Source organism: Micromonospora sp. CA-246542 (genome assembly GCF_050942905.1).
GTDB lineage: Bacteria > Actinomycetota > Actinomycetes > Mycobacteriales > Micromonosporaceae > Micromonospora.
Genome location: NZ_CP192040.1, coordinates 6031556 through 6049137 on the forward strand (window position 1 = coordinate 6031556; position 17582 = coordinate 6049137).

At 72.1% G+C, this 17582-nt stretch carries 11 protein-coding genes, 2 tRNA genes and 2 pseudogenes; 5 read left to right on the forward strand and 10 right to left on the reverse strand.

From position 1 onward, the window contains the following. Positions 1-14 precede the first annotated feature (14 nt). Together ACQP0N_RS27970 and ACQP0N_RS27975 are read left to right on the forward strand one after the other, a co-directional pair. Positions 15-308, forward strand: a complete 294-nt coding sequence (locus tag ACQP0N_RS27970) for a hypothetical protein (protein ID WP_355050554.1) — start codon at positions 15-17, stop codon at positions 306-308. A gap of 17 nt (positions 309-325) precedes the next feature. Then, positions 326-1222: a hypothetical protein gene (locus tag ACQP0N_RS27975; RefSeq protein ID WP_433115299.1), complete on the forward strand. Its 897-nt coding sequence runs from the start codon at positions 326-328 to the stop codon at positions 1220-1222. Positions 1223-1240: 18 nt separating this feature from the next. On the opposite strand, the gene ACQP0N_RS27980 is transcribed toward ACQP0N_RS27975, so the two are convergent. After that, positions 1241-2074: a phosphoribosylaminoimidazolesuccinocarboxamide synthase gene (locus ACQP0N_RS27980; RefSeq protein WP_355050556.1), complete on the reverse strand. Its 834-nt coding sequence runs from the start codon at positions 2072-2074 to the stop codon at positions 1241-1243. A 147-nt stretch (positions 2075-2221) separates the two neighbouring features. Here ACQP0N_RS27980 and ACQP0N_RS27985 point away from each other — a divergent pair, with 147 nt between their 5' ends. After that, positions 2222-3553, forward strand: coding sequence for an ABC transporter substrate-binding protein (locus tag ACQP0N_RS27985; RefSeq protein ID WP_433115301.1), 1332 nt, complete (start codon positions 2222-2224; stop codon positions 3551-3553). Positions 3554-3604: 51 nt separating this feature from the next. Here the strand turns inward: ACQP0N_RS27985 and ACQP0N_RS27990 are convergent, their stop codons facing one another. After that, complete coding sequence (locus ACQP0N_RS27990) at positions 3605-3856, reverse strand: hypothetical protein (RefSeq protein ID WP_355050558.1); 252 nt, start codon at positions 3854-3856, stop codon at positions 3605-3607. A gap of 172 nt (positions 3857-4028) precedes the next feature. Here ACQP0N_RS27990 and ACQP0N_RS27995 point away from each other — a divergent pair, with 172 nt between their 5' ends. After that, positions 4029-7808, forward strand: a complete 3780-nt coding sequence (locus ACQP0N_RS27995; protein ID WP_433115303.1) for a S8 family serine peptidase — start codon at positions 4029-4031, stop codon at positions 7806-7808. A gap of 109 nt (positions 7809-7917) precedes the next feature. Here ACQP0N_RS27995 and ACQP0N_RS28000 read toward each other — a convergent pair. From ACQP0N_RS28000 to ACQP0N_RS28025, 6 genes and pseudogenes are all read right to left on the reverse strand, one after another. Then, positions 7918-7994, reverse strand: a tRNA-Met gene (locus ACQP0N_RS28000). Positions 7995-8124: 130 nt separating this feature from the next. After that, positions 8125-8198: transfer RNA gene (locus ACQP0N_RS28005), tRNA-Met, on the reverse strand. 60 nt (positions 8199-8258) lie between these two features. Beyond that, positions 8259-9197, reverse strand: coding sequence for a hypothetical protein (locus ACQP0N_RS28010; protein ID WP_433115305.1), 939 nt, complete (start codon positions 9195-9197; stop codon positions 8259-8261). After that, positions 9187-9696: a SigE family RNA polymerase sigma factor gene (locus ACQP0N_RS28015; protein WP_355050561.1), complete on the reverse strand. Its 510-nt coding sequence runs from the start codon at positions 9694-9696 to the stop codon at positions 9187-9189. The genes ACQP0N_RS28010 and ACQP0N_RS28015 overlap by 11 nt, the downstream gene beginning before the upstream one ends. Before the next feature lie 187 nt (positions 9697-9883). Next, positions 9884-12879: pseudogene (locus ACQP0N_RS28020) on the reverse strand (UPF0182 family membrane protein). 96 nt (positions 12880-12975) lie between these two features. Next, the gene (locus tag ACQP0N_RS28025; protein ID WP_433115308.1) at positions 12976-13989 is read right to left on the reverse strand and encodes a YlbL family protein; all 1014 of its coding nucleotides are present in this window, start codon (positions 13987-13989) and stop codon (positions 12976-12978) included. Positions 13990-14104: 115 nt separating this feature from the next. On the opposite strand from ACQP0N_RS28025, the gene ACQP0N_RS28030 reads away from it, so the two are divergent. Next, the gene (locus ACQP0N_RS28030; protein ID WP_433115310.1) at positions 14105-15421 is read left to right on the forward strand and encodes a zinc-dependent metalloprotease; all 1317 of its coding nucleotides are present in this window, start codon (positions 14105-14107) and stop codon (positions 15419-15421) included. A 465-nt stretch (positions 15422-15886) separates the two neighbouring features. Here ACQP0N_RS28030 and ACQP0N_RS28035 read toward each other — a convergent pair. Further along, a pseudogene (locus ACQP0N_RS28035) lies at positions 15887-16494 on the reverse strand (hypothetical protein). A 375-nt stretch (positions 16495-16869) separates the two neighbouring features. Beyond that, positions 16870-17400 carry a M48 metallopeptidase family protein gene (locus ACQP0N_RS28040; protein ID WP_433115312.1) on the reverse strand — a complete coding sequence of 177 codons (531 nt, stop codon included), beginning with the start codon at positions 17398-17400 and terminating at the stop codon, positions 16870-16872. Positions 17401-17582: the final 182 nt, after the last annotated feature.

Consider the following 17582-nt stretch of genomic DNA (forward strand, 5'->3'; position numbering starts at 1 on the left):
CACGGGGAGAGTCGATGATCGAGGTTGACCCGCCGGCGATCCGTGCGCTCGGCGAGACGATCGAGCGCGAGGTCGGCCCGCCTCTCGACGCCTGCGCCGAGCTGCTGGAGTCCGCCCGCGCCATCGAACACAGCAACTTCACGTCGGTGGTGCCGCAGCTCGCGGTCGCCTACGTGGGCGCCGTCGAGTTCGTCGAGGAGCAGTTGCGCGCCAAGCGCGAGCACCTCGCTGAGGTCCGGTCCCGGTTGGGCCGTACGGCGGACAACTGGGAGGCCGCCGAGACCGCCAGCACCATCGCTCCCCGCTGAGGACGCCGGAGACCGACATGGCAGACCCCACCTACCCCGCAGCCGCCGCGAAACTCGCGATGACGGAGATCAGCCTGGCCGCCGCGGTCATCCCCGCCGCCTGGCCGATCGCCCAGATCGTCTACTTCAACCAGTGCGACCCCGAGACGATCATGCGCAAGGGCGGCGACTGGTTGGCCATGTACGACCAACTCGGCACCGCCCACGGCAACCTCGACGACGCCCTCGCGACCCTGACCGCGGCCCAGTGGAGCGGCAAGGACCGCGAAGCGTTCGGGGTGCACATCAACGCGTACGGAACGCAGATCGTCGGCACCCAGGTTCTCACGGTCACCGTAGGCGTCACCATGCTCTGCGTCGGAGCCGCCCTACTCTGCCTCGTCGTGGCGTACGCGGTGGTGTCCACCATCCTGGCGGTCTTCGCCGCCTTCATCGCGGCGGCCGGGGCAACCGTCGTCGGCGCACCGGCTGCGGCGTCCGCCCTGGCGACGGCGAACTCGTTCGCCGCCTCGGCGCTCAGCTTCCTCAAGGGGATCGAGACGATGGCCGAGGCGGTCGCCACCGGCGGTGCGGCGGCCATCGCGGGCGCGGCCGCGTTCGACGTCGGCGCCCACCTGGGCAGCGGTGATGTCGGAGTGCTGAAGGACCTGGTCCAGGCCAGCGTCGACGGGCTCGACAACGTGGCCGCCGGGTTCCTGTCCAAGTGGGAGCGCGACTTCGTGGGGTACGGCATCCACAGCGGCGCCCGGCACTCGGCCGGTTCCCCGACCGGCCCGGGCTACCTGGTCTACGGAGGCGGCACCCAGGTCGCGCCCGCCGGCACGGACGGCGACGGGGACACCGTCTACGGCACTTCGGGCGTGGTCGACAACCTGTGGTCGCGGTTGTTCGGGAACGACGCCTGGAACCACTGAGGGCCCCAGGCCGAGCGGTCACTCCCAGCGGTTGCCGGTGAGCTTCTCGTACACCTCGACGTAGCGGGCCCGGGTCGCCTCGACGACCTCGGCGGGTACGTCCGGCGCGGGCGGCAGCTTGTTCCAGCCGCTACCGGTGGCCCAGTCCCGCACGTACTGCTTGTCGTAGGAGAACTGCACGCGGCCCGGCTGGTACGACTCGGCGGGCCAGAACCGCGACGAGTCGGAGGTCAGCAGCTCGTCGGCGAGCACCAGGGTGCCGTCCGGCGCCCAGCCCAGTTCGATCTTGGTGTCGGCGATCAGGATGCCCCGGTCGGCGGCCAGTTCGGCCCCGCGCCGGTAGATGTCGAGGGTGATCTGCCGCAGCCGCTCGGCGGTCTCCTGGCCCACCTTGGCCACCACGTCGTCGTACGTGATCGGCTCGTCGTGCTCGCCGGCCGGCGCCTTGCTCGACGGGGTGAAGATCGGCTCGGGCAGGATCGACGCCTCGACGAGCCCCCGGGGCAGCGGTACGCCGGAGACCGTTCCGGTGCGCTCGTACTCGCGCAGGCCGCCGCCGGTGAGGTAGCCGCGGGCGACACACTCGACGGGGACCATGTCGAGCCGCTGGCAGCGGATCGCCCGGCCGGCGAACTCGGCCGGCACGTCGGTGGCCGAGATGACGTGGTTCGGCACCAGGTCGGCGAGCTGCTCGAACCACCACAACGAGAGCGCGGTGAGCAGTCGACCCTTGTCCGGGATCGGTGTCGGCAACGGCACGTCGTAGATCGAGATGCGATCCGACGCGACCAGGATCAGGTCGTCGCCGTCGGCGTACACGTCCCGGACCTTGCCCGAGTGCAGAAGTTCCACGTGCCCTAGTACACCACGTGACGCCGCCGGGTCGGTCCGGCCACCCCTGGGCCCACGGGCCGGCCGGGGTGACCGGACGGACGTTGACACCCTCCTGCGCCGCCTGCGTGAATGGTCCGACCCCGTCCGTCGGTGCCAGGAGACCCCGTGCCCGCTGTTCGTCCCCCGATCGACCGGTTTGGCGCCGACCCGGGCCGACGCCGGGTGCTCACCGCGCTGTTCGGCGCTCCCCTGTTGGCCACCGGTGGACTGGCCGGGTGCAGCGACGGCGCCGACACCTCGACCGGGAACGGCCCGGTCGAACTGTCGGTCTTCTGGTGGGGCGGGGCGAAGCGGGCCGAGCTGACGGAGAAGGTCCTCCGGCTGTACTCCGAGCGCAACCCGGGGGTCACCTTCCGGGTGACCTGGCAGGGCGCCGACGGCTACTACGAGCGGCTGGCCACCCAGGCGGCCGGCGGGAACGTCCCGGACCTGATCCAGCTCGACGACTCGATGCTGGCCGAGTACACCCAACGCCAGATCACGCTCGACCTGAGCCAGCCGATCGCCGATCACCGACTGGACCTGCGTGGCCTGCCGGAGGGTCTGGTCCGGTACGGCACGGTGGACGGGCGGACGACGGGGGTCGCGGCCGGGCAGACCCTCGCCGCCGTGGTCTTCAACCGGGACCTGCTGCGCGAGCTGCAGGTGCCCGAACCGCGCGGCGGAATGTCCTGGGCGGACTACATCGCGTGGGCACAGCTGGTCACCGAGGCCAGCGACGGCCAGGTGGCCGGCACAATGGACGCGTCCGGCGACTACCGCGCCCTCTGGCTCTGGCTCCGGTCCCAGGGTGGCGAGTTCTACCGGGATCGCGAGCTGGGCTTCGGCGCCGACGAGCTGATCGCCTGGTTCGAGCTGTGGCAGCGGGCCCGCGCCGGTCGGGCGACGCCGGGCGCGGCCCTCGTCGAGCAGGCCGACAGCGGGGAGCCGTCCCGGCAGCCGGTGGTCACCGGGTTGACGGCCGCGTCCTTCGCCTGGTCCCACCAACTGCCGGAGCTGCAACGACTCACCGACTCCGAGCTGGGCGTGGTGGGCTTCCCGGGGCCGCCGGGTGCCCAGTGGGCCCGCGCGTCGATGTACTGGGCCGGCTTCCGGGGCACCCGTCACGCGGACACCGTGGCCGACGTGATCAACTTTTTGACCACCAACGGCGAGGCCGGCACGGTCCTCGGCCACGAGCGGGGCCTCAACCCCAGCCTCGCCGTTCGCCGGTACACCCAGGGCAGCATCACCGACCCGGCCCAGCAGCGCGCCGCCGCTCTCGGCGAGAGCCTGGCCGACCAGCTCGGACCGGCGCCGTCACCGCCGCCGAGGGGCCACGCCAAGGTACGCACCCTGCTGGTCACCGCCGCCGAGCGGGTCCGGGTGAAGCGGGACGGCACCCGGGAGGCCACCGCCCGCTTCCTGTCCCAGGCCATCGGCGCCCTGGCGGGCTGAGCCCGGGTCGTCAGCGCGACGGGCCGCGCCTCGACCCGTGGGCGCGACGGATCAGCGCGGCGGGCCGCCGCGACGGTTACGTGTGAGACGCAGCACCAGGAACACGATGATCGCCACCACCACGAGGCAGCAGAGCAGACCGAGGAAGCCGAAGCCGCCGCCGCCCCGGCGCCGCCGCGCCGCCTCCATCACGACCTCGCCGGTCCCCGTGGACGCCCAGGCCGCGACCGGCACGAAGACCGCCAGGACGACCGCACCGAGGACCGCGCTGAGCCGGCCCCACCACTTGCCGAAGGAAGACATGCGCCCATCCTCGCCGAAGGGCGCAACCTCGGCACGGCGGTAAACGCCAAATTCACGGGACCGGGCACGGCTGGCCGCGCAATGCGCCCGCAACCACACGGTAAAAGAGATGATCTTTACATCGATCCATCCGGATGATCGGATTCGGCAACTGGTCATCTCAGGAGGCACCGTGCGGCTCTCTCTCACCCGAAGATCTGCGACAGCAGCGGTAGGCGTCACCCTCGTCGCCGCTCTCGTCACCCCGACGACGGCCCACGGCGCTCCGGCGTTCCCACCCCCGACGGCGCCGCCGGGCCGGGCGGCTGACGCCCCGGCGGCACCCGTGACGGTCACGCTCGTCACCGGTGACCGGGTGACTCTGACCCCCGGGCGCGACGGCACGACGCCCACGGTGGACGTCGTCCGCGCCCCGGGCGCCACCGGCGCCGTACGCATCGCCACCGAGGGCGGCGACACCTACGTGTACCCGGACGAGGCGTTGCCGTACCTGGCCACGGGTCGCCTCGACAAGCAGCTCTTCGACGTCACCCAACTCGTCGCCCAGGGCTTCGACGACGCGCGAGCTGACGCGCTCCCCCTGGTCGTCACCCGCACCGCGGGCTCGGCGGCGCTGCGGAGCCGCACCGACCTGCCGGGCGCGGAGACCACGTTGGACCTGCCCTCCGTCCGTGGCCAGGCGATCCGCGCCCACCGCCCCCGGGCCGCCGACTTCTGGTCGGCCCTCACCGGCGGCCGCCAGTCCGGCGGGACCGCGTCGACGGCCCGCGCCGCCGACACCGCGACGCCCTCCTTCACGGCCGGCATCGACAAGGTGTGGCTCGATGGCAGGGCGAAGGCCGCCCTCGCCGACACCACCGCTCAGATCGGCGCTCCGGCAGCCTGGGCCGCCGGCGGGACGGGCGCCGGCGTACGGGTGGCCGTGCTGGACACCGGAGTGGACACGACCCACCCGGACCTGGTGAACCGGATCGTGGCGTCCCGAAGCTTCATCCCTGGCCAGGATGTCATCGACCGTAACGGGCACGGCACCCACACGGCCTCCACGGTCGCCGGGACGGGCGCCGCGTCGGATGGTCGGGAGCGGGGCGTCGCCCCCGACGCCGACCTGGTGATCGGCAAGGTCCTCGACGACTTCGGAAGCGGCTCGATCTCCGGGATCATCGCCGGCATGGAGTGGGCGGCACGGACCGAACACGCCAAGGTGATCAACATGAGCCTGGGCGTCAGCGCGTGGCACAGCCAGGACGATCCACTGAGCCAGTCCGTCAACCAACTGACCGCCGAGACCGGCGCGCTCTTCGTCGTCTCGGCCGGCAACAGCGGCCCGGTCCCGTACACCCTGGGCGCGCCCGGGACCGCGGACGCCGCGCTCACCATCGGCGCGGTGGACGCCACCGACCACCTGGCCGACTTCTCCAGCGCCGGGCCCCGGATGATCGACGACGGCCTCAAGCCCGACCTGACCGCCCCCGGCGTCGACGTGCTGGCGGCGCGCTCGCAGCACATCGAGTGGGGCGAGGGCTTCTACCGTCTGGACAGCGGCACCTCGATGGCGGCGCCGCACGTCGCCGGAGCCGCCGCCCTGCTGGCGCAGAAGCACCCCGCCTGGAGCGCCGGCCAGATCAAGGACGCCCTCATGGGCACCAGCGTGCCCACGCCCGACTACAGCGCCTACCGGGCCGGTAGTGGTCGGGTGAACGTGGCCGCCGCCTACCACCAGGACCAGATCATCGCGACCGGGTCGGTCGACGCCGGACTCGTCCCGTGGTCGCCCGGCGCCCAGCCGAAGCCGATCACCCGGAAGATCACCTACACCAACACCACGGACAGCGCCATCACCTTGGCGCTCGCCGTCGAGGGTGCCGACGCCCCCGCCACGACGTTCGCGGTCGGTGCCGGCCAGGTGACGGTGCCGGCGGGGGGCACCTCGACGGTCGACGTCGTGGTGGACCCGAAGGCGCTGACCGCCGGCCGGTACTCCGCCCGGGTCACCGCCCGCCACGCGGCCGGCGTCGTGCACACGGCCGTCGGGATCGCGGTGGAGTCCAGGAAGTACGACCTCACGATCCACCTGAGGGACCGCGACGGCCGGCCGATGAGCGGCGAGGTCGAGATCGTCAGCGCCGACGGCGTCTCCACCTTCATGTGGGTACGGGATGGCAAACTCGTCAGCCGATGGGCCCCCGGCTCCTACACCGTGGTCGGCGCGGTCGACGTCGAGGGCCTGCACGGCGACGGCTCCCTCGGCCTCGCGATGCTGACCGTGCCCGAGGTCGAGCTGACGACCAACCGGGTCGTCGTACTCGACGCCTCGGCGGCCCGTCAGGTGAAGGTGGCGACAGCGCAGCCGACCGCCGTCACCAACAGCCGCATCGACGTCTACCGCTCGTTCACCTCGCGCGAGCCGACGCCCAGCGACTCGAGCGCCCTGCGCGAGACGTTCTGGCCCGGCGCCACCTACGACAGTCTGTGGGCGCTCCCCACCAGGGGCGCGGTGCGGCAGGGCAGCTTCGTCTTCACCACCCGGATCCGGGCGGAGCAGACGCCACTGGAGATCAGCCACGACGGCCGTCGTACCGGTGACCCACTCGCCCAGCCGGGCGCCCGCCCGCTGACCGACGGCACCACGCGCCTGGACGCCGTCTTCGCCGGCACCGGCGCGACGGCGGACTACGCCGGGGTCCCGGCCCGCGGCAAGGCCGTCGTCGTCCGGCGCGACGACGCCGTCTCCCCGTCGGACCGGGTCAAGGCGGCGACCGCCGCCGGCGCGGCGCTGCTCCTGGTCGTCAACGACGGCGAGGGCCGCGCCAGCGAGTGGTATGGCGAATCCGACGGTACGACGAACGGGCCGCTCCCGGTCGCGTCACTGATCGGGGGCGAGGGCGAGAGCCTGATCGGCAAGATCACCGCCGCCGGCCGCAAGGGGGTACGCCTCACCGTCACCGCCCACCCCGCGTCGCGATACCTCTACGACCTGGTCGACTACCACCGTGGCGGCGTACCCGTCGACCCGTCGCCCAAGACCGACCCGAAACACCTCGCCCGGATCGACCTGGTGTTCGCCCCGCCGCCCGGGCAGCAGGCCGCCGAGACCCGGACGGACTTCCCGCCGTACGAGTGGGCGGCCGCTCGCGGGTTCCGCTTCCAGCCGGTGGCCCCGGGACCGCGTACCGACTGGGTCTCCGCCGGCGACGGCGTCCGGTGGAAGCAGTTCGCTGATGTGCTCGACTGGGGGCGGTCGTACACGGATGAGATCGCCTACCGGCCGGGCAGCGTGCAGAAGGACCGCTGGTTCGGGCCCATCACGCGGCCACGCCTGCTGACGTACGACATCCCGTTCCGGGGCGAGTTCGGGATCAGCGCCTACATCCAGGGGTTCGGCGACGGAGGATCCGCGCACAGCGGCGGGGCCGCCATGCTGCAACGAATCTCGTTCTACCAGGGCGACCGGCAACTGGTGCAGTTCGAGAACTGGCCGGAGCTGTTCGCCGGTGATCTGCCGGCGGAGCGGTCACCGTACCGGCTGGTCGTCGAGACGGAGACCAAGCCGGAGTTCAGCCCGTACTCGTCGAGCACGCGTACCGACTGGACCTTCTTCTCCGGCGCTGTCACTGGCACGGACGTACAGGCGATGCCGCTGGTCCAGTTGGACTACGGCACGGACGTGGACCTCGCGGGTCGCGCGCCGCGCCGGAACGACCTGACCATCACCCCGGTGGTGGTCGGCAGCACGGCCGCGAAGGACGGCGTCTCCTCGCTCGGCCTCGAGGTGTCGTACGACGACGGACGCACCTGGCAACGGCAGAGCCTCAAGGAGCGCGAGGGCGCCTGGACGGCGGCCCTGAACGCGCCGGGCCGGGCCGGGTACGTGTCGATCCGGGTCACCGCCAAGCAGCGCAACGGCGGTGGCGTCACCCAGACCGTCATGCGGGCCTTCGGCCTGCGGTGACATGTGCGCGGGGGCCGGTTCGCGCCGGCCCCCGCCCGCGCTGGCGGCGACGTCGACCGGAACGACAGAACCCGGTCCCCTCAGGGGACCGGGTTCTTGACGTACCTCGTGGTAGCGGGGACAGGATTTGAACCTGCGACCTCTGGGTTATGAGCCCAGCGAGCTACCGAGCTGCTCCACCCCGCGTCGGCTGTTAAAGCTTAACCCACGCGTCCCGGCGATGATCAGCGGGGGTCACCGCCGGGCCATCGCGCGAGCGGACGCGCCGATGACGAAAGCCCGCCTCCGGAAGATCGGAGACGGGCTTTCTCTCTCGTAGCGGGGACAGGATTTGAACCTGCGACCTCTGGGTTATGAGCCCAGCGAGCTACCGAGCTGCTCCACCCCGCGTCGGCTCGCTAACCGTAGCGCACCGACCCGGGGCACCGCAAAGCGACTCCGATACCGCCGTCAGCCCAGCCAGTTCTCGATCGCCGCCACCGCACGCCGACTGTCGGCGTCCACCTGGGCGCGCTCGGCGGCGGTGTACTCCCAGCCCTGCTCCCAGAGCACCGTCACCACGTCGTCGACCCGGACCATCCGGACCAGCCGCACCTCGTACGCGCCCGGGTCACCCATGCCCGTCGGGTACGGGGCGCGCAGCTCGAACAGCACCGACTCGTCGCCGTACGCCCCCGGGTCCAGGAGTCGCTGCCGCCAGACCCTGGTGTCGTCGGGCATCTTCTGCTCGGGGCAGGCGCGCACGGCCTGCCGCAGCTCCCGCAGCGCGTCGTCGGCGCGGCCCGGACGGTAGATGGTGATGCTGTGCCGGTAACTGCCGTCCGGCACGTGCCCCGCCGGGGTCTCCGGCCGCTTGTAGGCGATCGACCGGGCGCGGCGCTGCACCACCGCCGACTCGCTGGCGTACCGGGTGCCGCACAGCGTCGGCAGGACCGGCCCGGCGGCGGTCGATTCCAGACCGGTCCGGTTGGCGGCCGCCAGGACGAAGAAGGCCCGGTCCGGGATCGAGGTGGGCGCGTGGGCGGTCGCCTGGCCGGTGGGCGCGACCGGCCGCGTACCCGCTGCGGTGGTGTGCGACGGCGTCGGAGACGACGATTGCGGCGTGGGCGGCGCGGACGCCGACGGCGTGGGCGTGGAACTGCCCGCGACCGACGGCGGGCCCGGCGTGTCGGCCGGTGGCGGCAGCGGCGCGGATCCGTCCACGGGAAACACCAGGCGTCCACCGACGGCGGCTCCACCGAGCAGCACCGCGACCGCCAGCGCGCTACCTGCGGCTCGCACGCGGGCCCGCCGGTCGGCGTGCCGCCGGACCACCTCGGGATGTGCCACCGTCATGTCGTCAGCGGCGACGGTGAGCGATCGGTACAGGTCGGAGAGTTCAGCGGACATCGTTCGCCTCCAGTTCGTCGATGTGGACGTCGGGCAGCAGGACGGCCAGCCGGCACCGGCCGCGGGACAACCAGGACTTGACGGTGCCGACCGGCACGTCGGCCTCCCGGGCGATCTCCTCGACCGACATGTCGAAGAGGTAGTGCAGAGCCAGCGCCTGTCGCTGCGCGGCCGGCAGTTGGCGGAGCGCGCCCACGAGCAGCACCCCGTCCTCGCCCGGAGGGGGCGCGGTCGGCGGCGGACCGCTGCGGCTCAGCAGGAGCCGCCGACGGTGCAGGTGCCGCCACCGGTCGTTCGCCAACCGGGAGACCACCAGTCGCAGCCACGCCTCGGGCGCCGGGTGCTCGGCGAGCCGCCCCCACTGCCGCCACGCCCGCGCGAACGCCTCCTGCACGACGTCCTGCGCCTCGGTGTGGTCACCGGTCACCGCGTAGCCGTAGCGGATCATCCGCCGGACGGTGCCCCGGTAGAAATCGTCGAAGCTCTGTGCGTCCCTCACGACTGCCCCCTTGTCCGCGCCCCGATGCATCAAGGACGGCAGGGGGCCGGCCGGGGTTGCGGGCCGGCTGGACAAAACGTGTCGGAGAGGCGACAGGCCGGCATTCGGAACGGATGCGACGGAGCCCCCGACGTCCGGACCCGGGGGTCCGACGTCGAGGGCTCCGGTGTGCCGGACGAGCGGCTGGTCAGCCGCCCGGCGTGGCGCTCGGGGTGCCGGACGGCGGGGCGCGCCGCCGCTCGCCTGCTGCGCCTGCTGGAACGCGGTCAACGCCTCGTCCAACGCCTTGAGCGCGCGGCCGTACCGCTCGAAGTCCCCGGAGGTCTGCGCGGCGCGGACCTCCGTGATGGCGGACTGCACCCGGTCCGCGGCGACGGCCAGATCGCCGGCCGGCGGGGCGGTGCCGCCCGGCGTCGGGGTCGCGCTCGGGGTCGCACTCGGCGTCGCGCCCGGCGACGGGCTGGTCGGGTTGCCACCCGTGGTGGGCGGCGGCGAGGTGCCCTGCCCGGCCTTCTTACCCTGATCGACCAACTGCTTGATGCCGTCGTTGATGTTGTCGGCGAGCGCCACGAACGAGCCGCCGTCACCGTAGGAGAGCAGCACCTTCTGCAACAGCGGGTACGCGTCCTGCTGGTTGCTCTTCACGTAGACCGGCTCGACGTAGAGCATCCCGTCGGCGAAGGGCAGCGACAGCAGGTTGCCGTACTGCACCTGCGCCTGATTGCTGGAGAGCAGGTTGAGCTGCTGACGGATGTTCGCGTTGTTGGTCATCTGCTGGTGCACCTGCACCGGCCCGGAGATCCGGGTCTGGTCCGGCAACTCCAGCACCTCGAGTCGGGGTTTCCCGTCGACGTACGACCCGGAGATCAGCGCGGCCAGGTTCTGCCGGCCGTTCGGGGTGACCGCCGAGGTGAGCTGGAACCGGGGGCTCTCCTGCCCGGGGAACTGGGTGAACAGGTAGTACGGCGGCTGCTTCTGCCCACTGTCCGGCGCGTCCGGCACGTTCGGCACCTGCCAGAAGTCCTGCGCGGAGTAGAAGTCACCCGGGTTGGTCACGTGGAACTTGGTGAGCAGGTTGCGCTGCACCTTGAACATGTCCGCCGGGTAGCGCAGGTGCTCGGTCAACTCGACCGGGATGTCCGCCTTCGGCTTGATCAGGTCACCGCCGAACGCCTTGTTCCACGCCTTGAGCACCGGGTCGGTGTCGTCGTACTCGTAGAGCGTCACGGTGCCGTCGTACGCGTCGACGGTGGCCTTCACCGAGTTGCGCATGTAGTTGACGTTCTCCCGGGCCAGTTGGAAGGTGCCCCGGTTGGTCAGCTCGTCGGTCGTCTCGACCTGAAGGTTGACGCGCTCGGCGTACGGGAAGGTGGCGGCCGTCGTGTAGCCGTCGACGATCCACTGCACCCGACCGTCGACCACCGCCGGGTACGGGTCACCGTCCAGCGTGAGGAAGGGCGCGACCTTCTCGACCCGGTCCCGCGGGTTGCGCACGTACAGCAGCTTGGAGTCCTTGTTGACCGCCTCGGAGAGCAGGAAGTTCGACTCCTGCTCCTTGATGGCGTAGAGGAGCCGTCGCGAGAAGGAATCGAGCTTGACGCCGCCCTCGCCGGTGTAGGTGTAGGACTCGCCGCCGCCCTCACCGACGGGCCTGTCGAACTCGGCCTTCTTGTTCGGGTCGGACTGCCCGACGATCGCGTAGTCGTCGGCGGCCATCCGCTCGCCGTAGTAGATGCGCGGCTGCTTGGCGGGGATCTGCTCGGTCTGCGAGGAGCACGCCTCCTGGGTCCGCTCGCCGAGGAAGCCGGAGACGAAGAACGGCTGCCCGCCGCACACCACCTGGTTCGCCGGGGCGGCCACCAGGCCGTACCCGTGGGTGTAGACGGTGTGCCGGTTGATCCAGGTGTTCTGCTGGTCGGTCAACTCGCCGTAGTTGATCTCGCGGACGCCGACGACGTAGTCGGACGTCTTGCCGTTCACCCCGTACCGGTCGATGTCCAGCTTGGGGCCGAAGTCGTAGAAGCCCCGGACCTGCTGGAGCTGGGTGTACGTCTCGCTGACCAACTGCGGGTCGAGCAGGCGCACGTTGGACACGACTGACGTGTCGGTGGCCAGGTTCGCCGGTGGGGTGAGGTTGCTCGCCGCGTACGGGGTGGTCTCGGTGTTGCCCAACCCGAACGCCGCCCGCGTCGCGTCGATGCTGCGCTGGATGTACGGCGCCTCCTTGTCCTTGGCGCTCGGCTTCACCTCGAAGGTCTGCACCGCCCAGGGGTAGATGCCGCCGATCGCCACCGCGGAGACGCCCAGCAGGGCGAGCGAGATGCCCGGCCACACCAGGTTGCGCATCCAGGCGTTGGAGAACACGACGATCGCGATGGCCACGACGACCGAGATGTACGCCAGGATCTCCTTCGCCGTCAGCAGCGCGTTGACGTCCGCGTAGCCGGCGCCGTACAGCTTGGCGCCCTCGTTGTACTCGAGCAGCATCGCCCGCCGGTCCAGCACGTACGCGAGGGCCTTGAGCAGGACGAACACCGCGACGAGACTGCTCAGGTGCGCCCGCGCCGCGTTGCTCATGCGGTCCCCGACGCCCTGGAGGCGGACCCCGCCGAAGAGGTAGTGCACCGCCAGCGCGCCGATCAGCGCCAGCACCACGGCGGTGAAGCCGACACCGAGCAGGTAGCGCCAGAACGGGAGCTGGAAGACGTAGAAGCCGATGTCCACCCCGAACTCCGGGTCGACGGCACCGAAGTCACCACCGTTGCGGAACAGCAGCCACTGGTCCCACCGACTCTGGGCGGACAGCCCGGCGAAGAGGCCGATCACGGCGGCGATCAACGCGATCCAGGTGCCGAGACGCGGGCTGAGCGCCATCCGGTAGCGCTCCAGCGTGGCCTGCTCCGCCGAATGCGGTCGCAGTCGCGGTCGCAGCCGGTACGCCAGCCACAGGTTGCCGCCGACGACCACCGCCATGCCGAGGCCGATGACGGCGAAGAGCAGCAGCCGGGTGACGAGCACACCGGTGAAGACCTCGGTGTAGCGCACCTCGTCGAACCAGAGCCAGTCGGTCCAGGCCTGGACGCCCCAACCGAGCAGGGTGAAGAGCACGAACACCCCGACCAGGACGGCGATGGTGACCCGGCCGCGCCGGCTCATCCTCGGCAGAGGGCTGCTGCTACGCATTACCACTGTTGGCTCCGCACGCTCGATGTGATCGGCTCCGATCAGGCACCCAGAGTACGGGGTGTTCCTGAGCGTGTCGGGGCACGGTCACACGGGTCAGCAGCGGGTCGGCTGACCACCCGCGCGCAGCGTCTCCAACGCGGTCAGTGCCTCGTCCAGCGAACCCACCTTCAGCAACGGCAGGTCGGGCTGCGGGTTACGGACCGCCTCGGCGCAGTTGTCGGCCGGCACCAGGAAGACCTTGGCCCCCGCCCGCTTCGCGCCGACCAGCTTCTGGGCGATTCCGCCGATCGGACCGACCGTGCCCTCGTCGTCGATGGTGCCGGTGCCCGCGATGACCTTTCCGCCGGTGAGGTCGGCCGGGGTCAGCTTGTCCACGATGCCCAGGGCGAACATCAGACCGGCGCTCGGCCCGCCGATGTCCTCCAGGTCGATGCCGAGCGTGAACGGGTGCGGCTGCTGCTGGTCGATCTCGACACCGATCCGCGGCCGACCGTCCTGCTCCCGGCTGGTCACCGTCGCGGTGGCCGGCGTGCCGTCGCGGGTGTAACCGATGGTCAGCGCCGTACCCGCCGGCTTGGCCCGGATCAACTCGGTGACCTTGGCGGCCACCGGCACCGGCTGACCGTCGACCGAGGTGACCACGTCGCCGACCTTGAGCGCCCCGGCGGACGGGCCGTCCGCCGCGACCGTCTTGATCACCACCTGCACCGGGAAGCCCAGTTCCCGCAGCGCGGCGGTCTCGGCGCTGGTCTGCGACACCTTGAAGTCCTCGGCGTTGCGCTGCTCGACCTGCTCGGTCGACTCCCCCGGCGGGTAGACCAGCTCGCGCGGCACCACCGCCTCGTCGTCGGAGAACCAGCCGGCGATCGCCGAGCGGAGCCGCACCGTCGGCTGCACCCCCACCGTCGTCAGCCGCAGCTGGCCCGCCGACGTGGAGGTATCCCGACCGGTGACCTGGATGACCTCCTTACCGTCGGCCGTGCCGAGGGTGTTGACGGTCGGGCCCGGGCCGAGCACCACGTACGGAATCGGCACCCGGAGCACCCCGATACTCAGCAGGGCGGTGAACAGGGCACCGAGCAGGACCGTCAGGCCACGACGTCTCATGCGCCAGAGCGTACCGATCGCCACCGGCCGGTCCGACGGATGCGTCACACGACTTCGCCCTCAGCGCAACGCCAGCGGCGACTACCTGGGGCGCGGCCCGCGTACCGTAGAGGTCGTGCCTGATATTCCGTTCGGTTTCGCGCTCCCGGGTGGGCAACCACCAGACCCCAACGATCCCGCGCAGATGCAGCAGTTCATGTCGCAGTTGCAGCACCTGCTCTCGGCGCCGGGCAGCGGTCCGGTCAACTGGGACCTGGCCCGGCAGGTAGCGGCCAGCCAGCTCGCCGCCGCCGGTGATCCGGCCGTGTCGCCGTACGAGCGCAACGCCGTCGAGGAGGCGTTGCGCCTGGCCGACCTGTGGTTGGAGCCGGCCACGTCGTGGCCGTCCGGCATCCAGTCCCCGGTCGCCTGGAACCGCAACGAGTGGATCTTCAAGACGCTCGACGTGTGGCGCAAGCTCTGCGACCCGGTGGCCAGCCGGATGGTCGGCGCGATGGGTGACCTGGTGCCGCCGGAGGCGCGCGCCCAGCTCGGCCCGATGCAGTCGATGGTGGCCACCCTCGGTGGCGCGCTCTTCGGCGGCCAGCTCGGGCAGGCCCTCGGCTCGCTCGCCGCGGAGGTGCTCTCCGCCGGCGACATCGGGCTGCCGCTCGGCCCGGCCGGCACGGCCGCGCTGATTCCGGCCAACATCCGCGCGTACGGCGAGGGCCTGGAACTTCCCGAGGACGAGGTACGCCTCTACGTGGCGCTGCGTGAGGCCGCCCACCAGCGGCTGTTCCAGCACGTTCCGTGGCTGCGCGGGCACGTGCTCAGCGCCGTGGAGATGTACGCCTCGGGCATCCGGGTCAACCGGGAGGCGATCGAGGAGGCGATGGGCCGGGTCGACCCGACCGACCCGGAGTCGATGCAGGCGATCGCCCTGGAAGGCATCTTCACCCCCGAGGACAGCCCGGCCCAGAAGGCCTCACTGGCCCGCCTGGAGACCGCATTGGCCCTGGTCGAGGGCTGGGTGTGCCACGTGGTGGACAGCGCCGCCAGCGACCGGCTGCCCAACGTCGTACGGCTGGGCGAGGCGTTCCGCCGCCGCCGGGCCGCCGGTGGCCCGGCCGAGCAGACCTTCGCGGCGCTCGTCGGCCTGGAGCTGCGCCCCCGCCGGCTACGCGAGGCGGCGGCCCTGTGGGCGGCGCTCACCCAGCACCGCGGCATCGAGGGCCGGGACGCCGTCTGGGGTCACCCGGATCTCCTCCCCTCGGACGACGACTTCGCCGACCCGGTGGCGTTCGCGATGAACGACATGGACCTGAGCGAGCTGGACAGCTTCGACTTCACCGCCCCGGGCGGCGCGCACGAGAAGGCGCCGGGCGAGTCCGACGACGACAGCGGCACGGACGACGACAGCGACGGCGGGACGGACGGCGGCGCCAAGAGCTGACGCGGCCAGGCCGGGCGTCCGGCACGGCCAGGGCGTCCGGCACGCGCCCGGCGCGGCTCGGACATCCGGCGCGGCTCGGGCATCCGGCACGCGCCCGGCGCGGCTCGGGCATCCGGCGCGGCTCGGGCGTCCGGCACGCGCCCGGCGCGGCTCGGGCATCCGGCGCGGCTCGGGCGTCCGGCACACGCCCGGCGCGGCTCGGGCATCCGGCGCGGCTCGGGCGTCCGGCACACGCCCGGCGCGGCTCGGGCATCCGGCACGCGCCCGGCGCGGCTTGATGATCCACTCGGCTTCCCGGAAGGCGGGCTGTCCGCACGGGCTGGACGCCGCGCTTTCCGGGAACCCGAGTGGATCACGCCCGCGACAGCCCCGCGGGGCGGCCGACGCGTCGACAGCGCGGCGACTAGGCGGGGCAACCAGGCACGGCGACGGCGGGCCGACCAGGCGGGCCGACCAGCAGGCCGATCAGGCGGGGCGGCCTGAGCCCGACAGCAGCGAGCGGGTGGCCTCCCAGCCTTCGAAGGCCGGGTCCAGCGCGGCGAGGTCGGCCGGGCCACGCTGGCGTCGCCAGCCGGCCGTGACGGCGACGTCCCCTGCCTGGGGGCGCCGACCCGGGCGTCGGCCGGCACTGCGGTGTCAAAGTCGAGCGGGGGCAACCACTGCGGCACGGGCAGCCGTACGGCCACTCCGAGCAGACCCGGGCCGCCGCCCTCGGCAGGGGCGACGGCGACCGACCGGGTGGTGAGCGGGCGCAACAGCTTGCCGACGGTCAGCGCGGGCAGGTCGGGCACGTCACCCACGAGCACCGCCGCCTGGTCGTAGCCGTCCAGCGTGGCGAACACCGCGTTCGGCGTCGGCTCGGGCACCTCGTGGACGGCGGTGCCGGGCCAGACCAGCGCGTCCGCCAGCGGACGGTCTGCCGGGGTCACGGCGACGGCCACGTCCACCTCGTTGAGGGTCGCGACCAGGTCGATGACATCCTCGGCGAGCGCCGCCCGCCACTCCGCCAGGTCGATCCCCGGCGGCGACCACCGCACCGGCCCGAACATGACCACCACCACCCGCCGCGCCATGACCCGACCCTAGCGCCCCGACCCACCGCCTGACCCACCCCGCCGGGCCCACCTGACCGGGCCCGCCGAGCCCACCTCGCCGAGCCCCACGCACGCCGAGCCCCACGCCTCAGACCCGCCGCACCGCGCCAGCCCAGACGGGCCAGTCAGCCGGCAGGCCCGGTGATCGACTCCACATCGGCGATGTCGGGGCATCCCGACGCCAGGACACCCCAACATCGGCGATGTGGAGTCGATCAAGGCCGAGCAAGCCCCCCCAGGCCGGGCAAGCCCCGCCGGCCAGGCAAGCCCCCCAGGCCGGGCAAGCCCCCCAGGCCGGGCAAGCCTCCCAGGCCGGGGCAGGGTCACCGGCTGGGCTGGGCCCGGGGGGCGGGGTCAGCTGGGGACGGGGGCGCAGGATGCGGCGGCGACGCCCTCCAGGTAGCCGCGTGCACGCTCCGACTTGGGGTACCGGCCGACGAGCGCCCAGAACCGGGCGTTGTGGCTGGGCACGATGAGGTGGGTCAACTCGTGCAGCAGCACGTAATCGATCACCCAGTCGGGCATGTCCTGCACGCGGTGTGAGATGCGGATGCTGCGGTCGGCGGGGGTGCACGAGCCCCAGCGGCCGTTCTGGTTGGTGACCCATCGGACGCTGGCCGGCACGGCCTTCTCGCCGTAACCGCCGAGGTAGAGGTCGATCAACCGGTTGGCCCGAGCGACGAGTTCGTCGTCGGAGCGGGCGAGTCGACCCTCGCGGGCGGCGAGCCGGGCCAACATGCGGTCGACCCACTCGCTCTCCTCGGCCCGGGAGAACTGGTCCGGGATGAGAACGACGACACGCTCACCGTCACGGTACGCAGACACCGTGCGTCGCCGACGCTGGCTGCGCCGTACCTCGACGACCGGCTTACGCGTCCCCGCCATCACTGGGCCGCGCAGCCTCGGCTACGTGTCACGAGGGAAAGCTAATGCGTACTGACCAGGGGTCCGCAAGAGTCAACCGCGCGACACGCGCCCAAAAAATGGTGATTGGTCGCCCGGCGTCCCGAAAATTTCTTGACCGGACCACCGCCGAAGTGCCATCAAGCCGTCTCGTCACCCACCGT

Excerpts from the sequence above, each read along its gene's own strand:
- ACQP0N_RS27970 (WP_355050554.1), top strand. The coding sequence starts at position 15 with ATGATCGAGGTTGACCCGCCGGCGATCCGTGCGCTCGGCGAGACGATC.
- ACQP0N_RS27975 (WP_433115299.1), top strand. The coding sequence starts at position 326 with ATGGCAGACCCCACCTACCCCGCAGCCGCCGCGAAACTCGCGATGACG.
- ACQP0N_RS27990 (WP_355050558.1), bottom strand. The coding sequence starts at position 3,856 with ATGTCTTCCTTCGGCAAGTGGTGGGGCCGGCTCAGCGCGGTCCTCGGT.
- ACQP0N_RS28010 (WP_433115305.1), bottom strand. The coding sequence starts at position 9,197 with ATGTCCGCTGAACTCTCCGACCTGTACCGATCGCTCACCGTCGCCGCT.
- ACQP0N_RS28025 (WP_433115308.1), bottom strand. The coding sequence starts at position 13,989 with ATGAGACGTCGTGGCCTGACGGTCCTGCTCGGTGCCCTGTTCACCGCC.
- ACQP0N_RS28040 (WP_433115312.1), bottom strand. The coding sequence starts at position 17,400 with ATGGCGGGGACGCGTAAGCCGGTCGTCGAGGTACGGCGCAGCCAGCGT.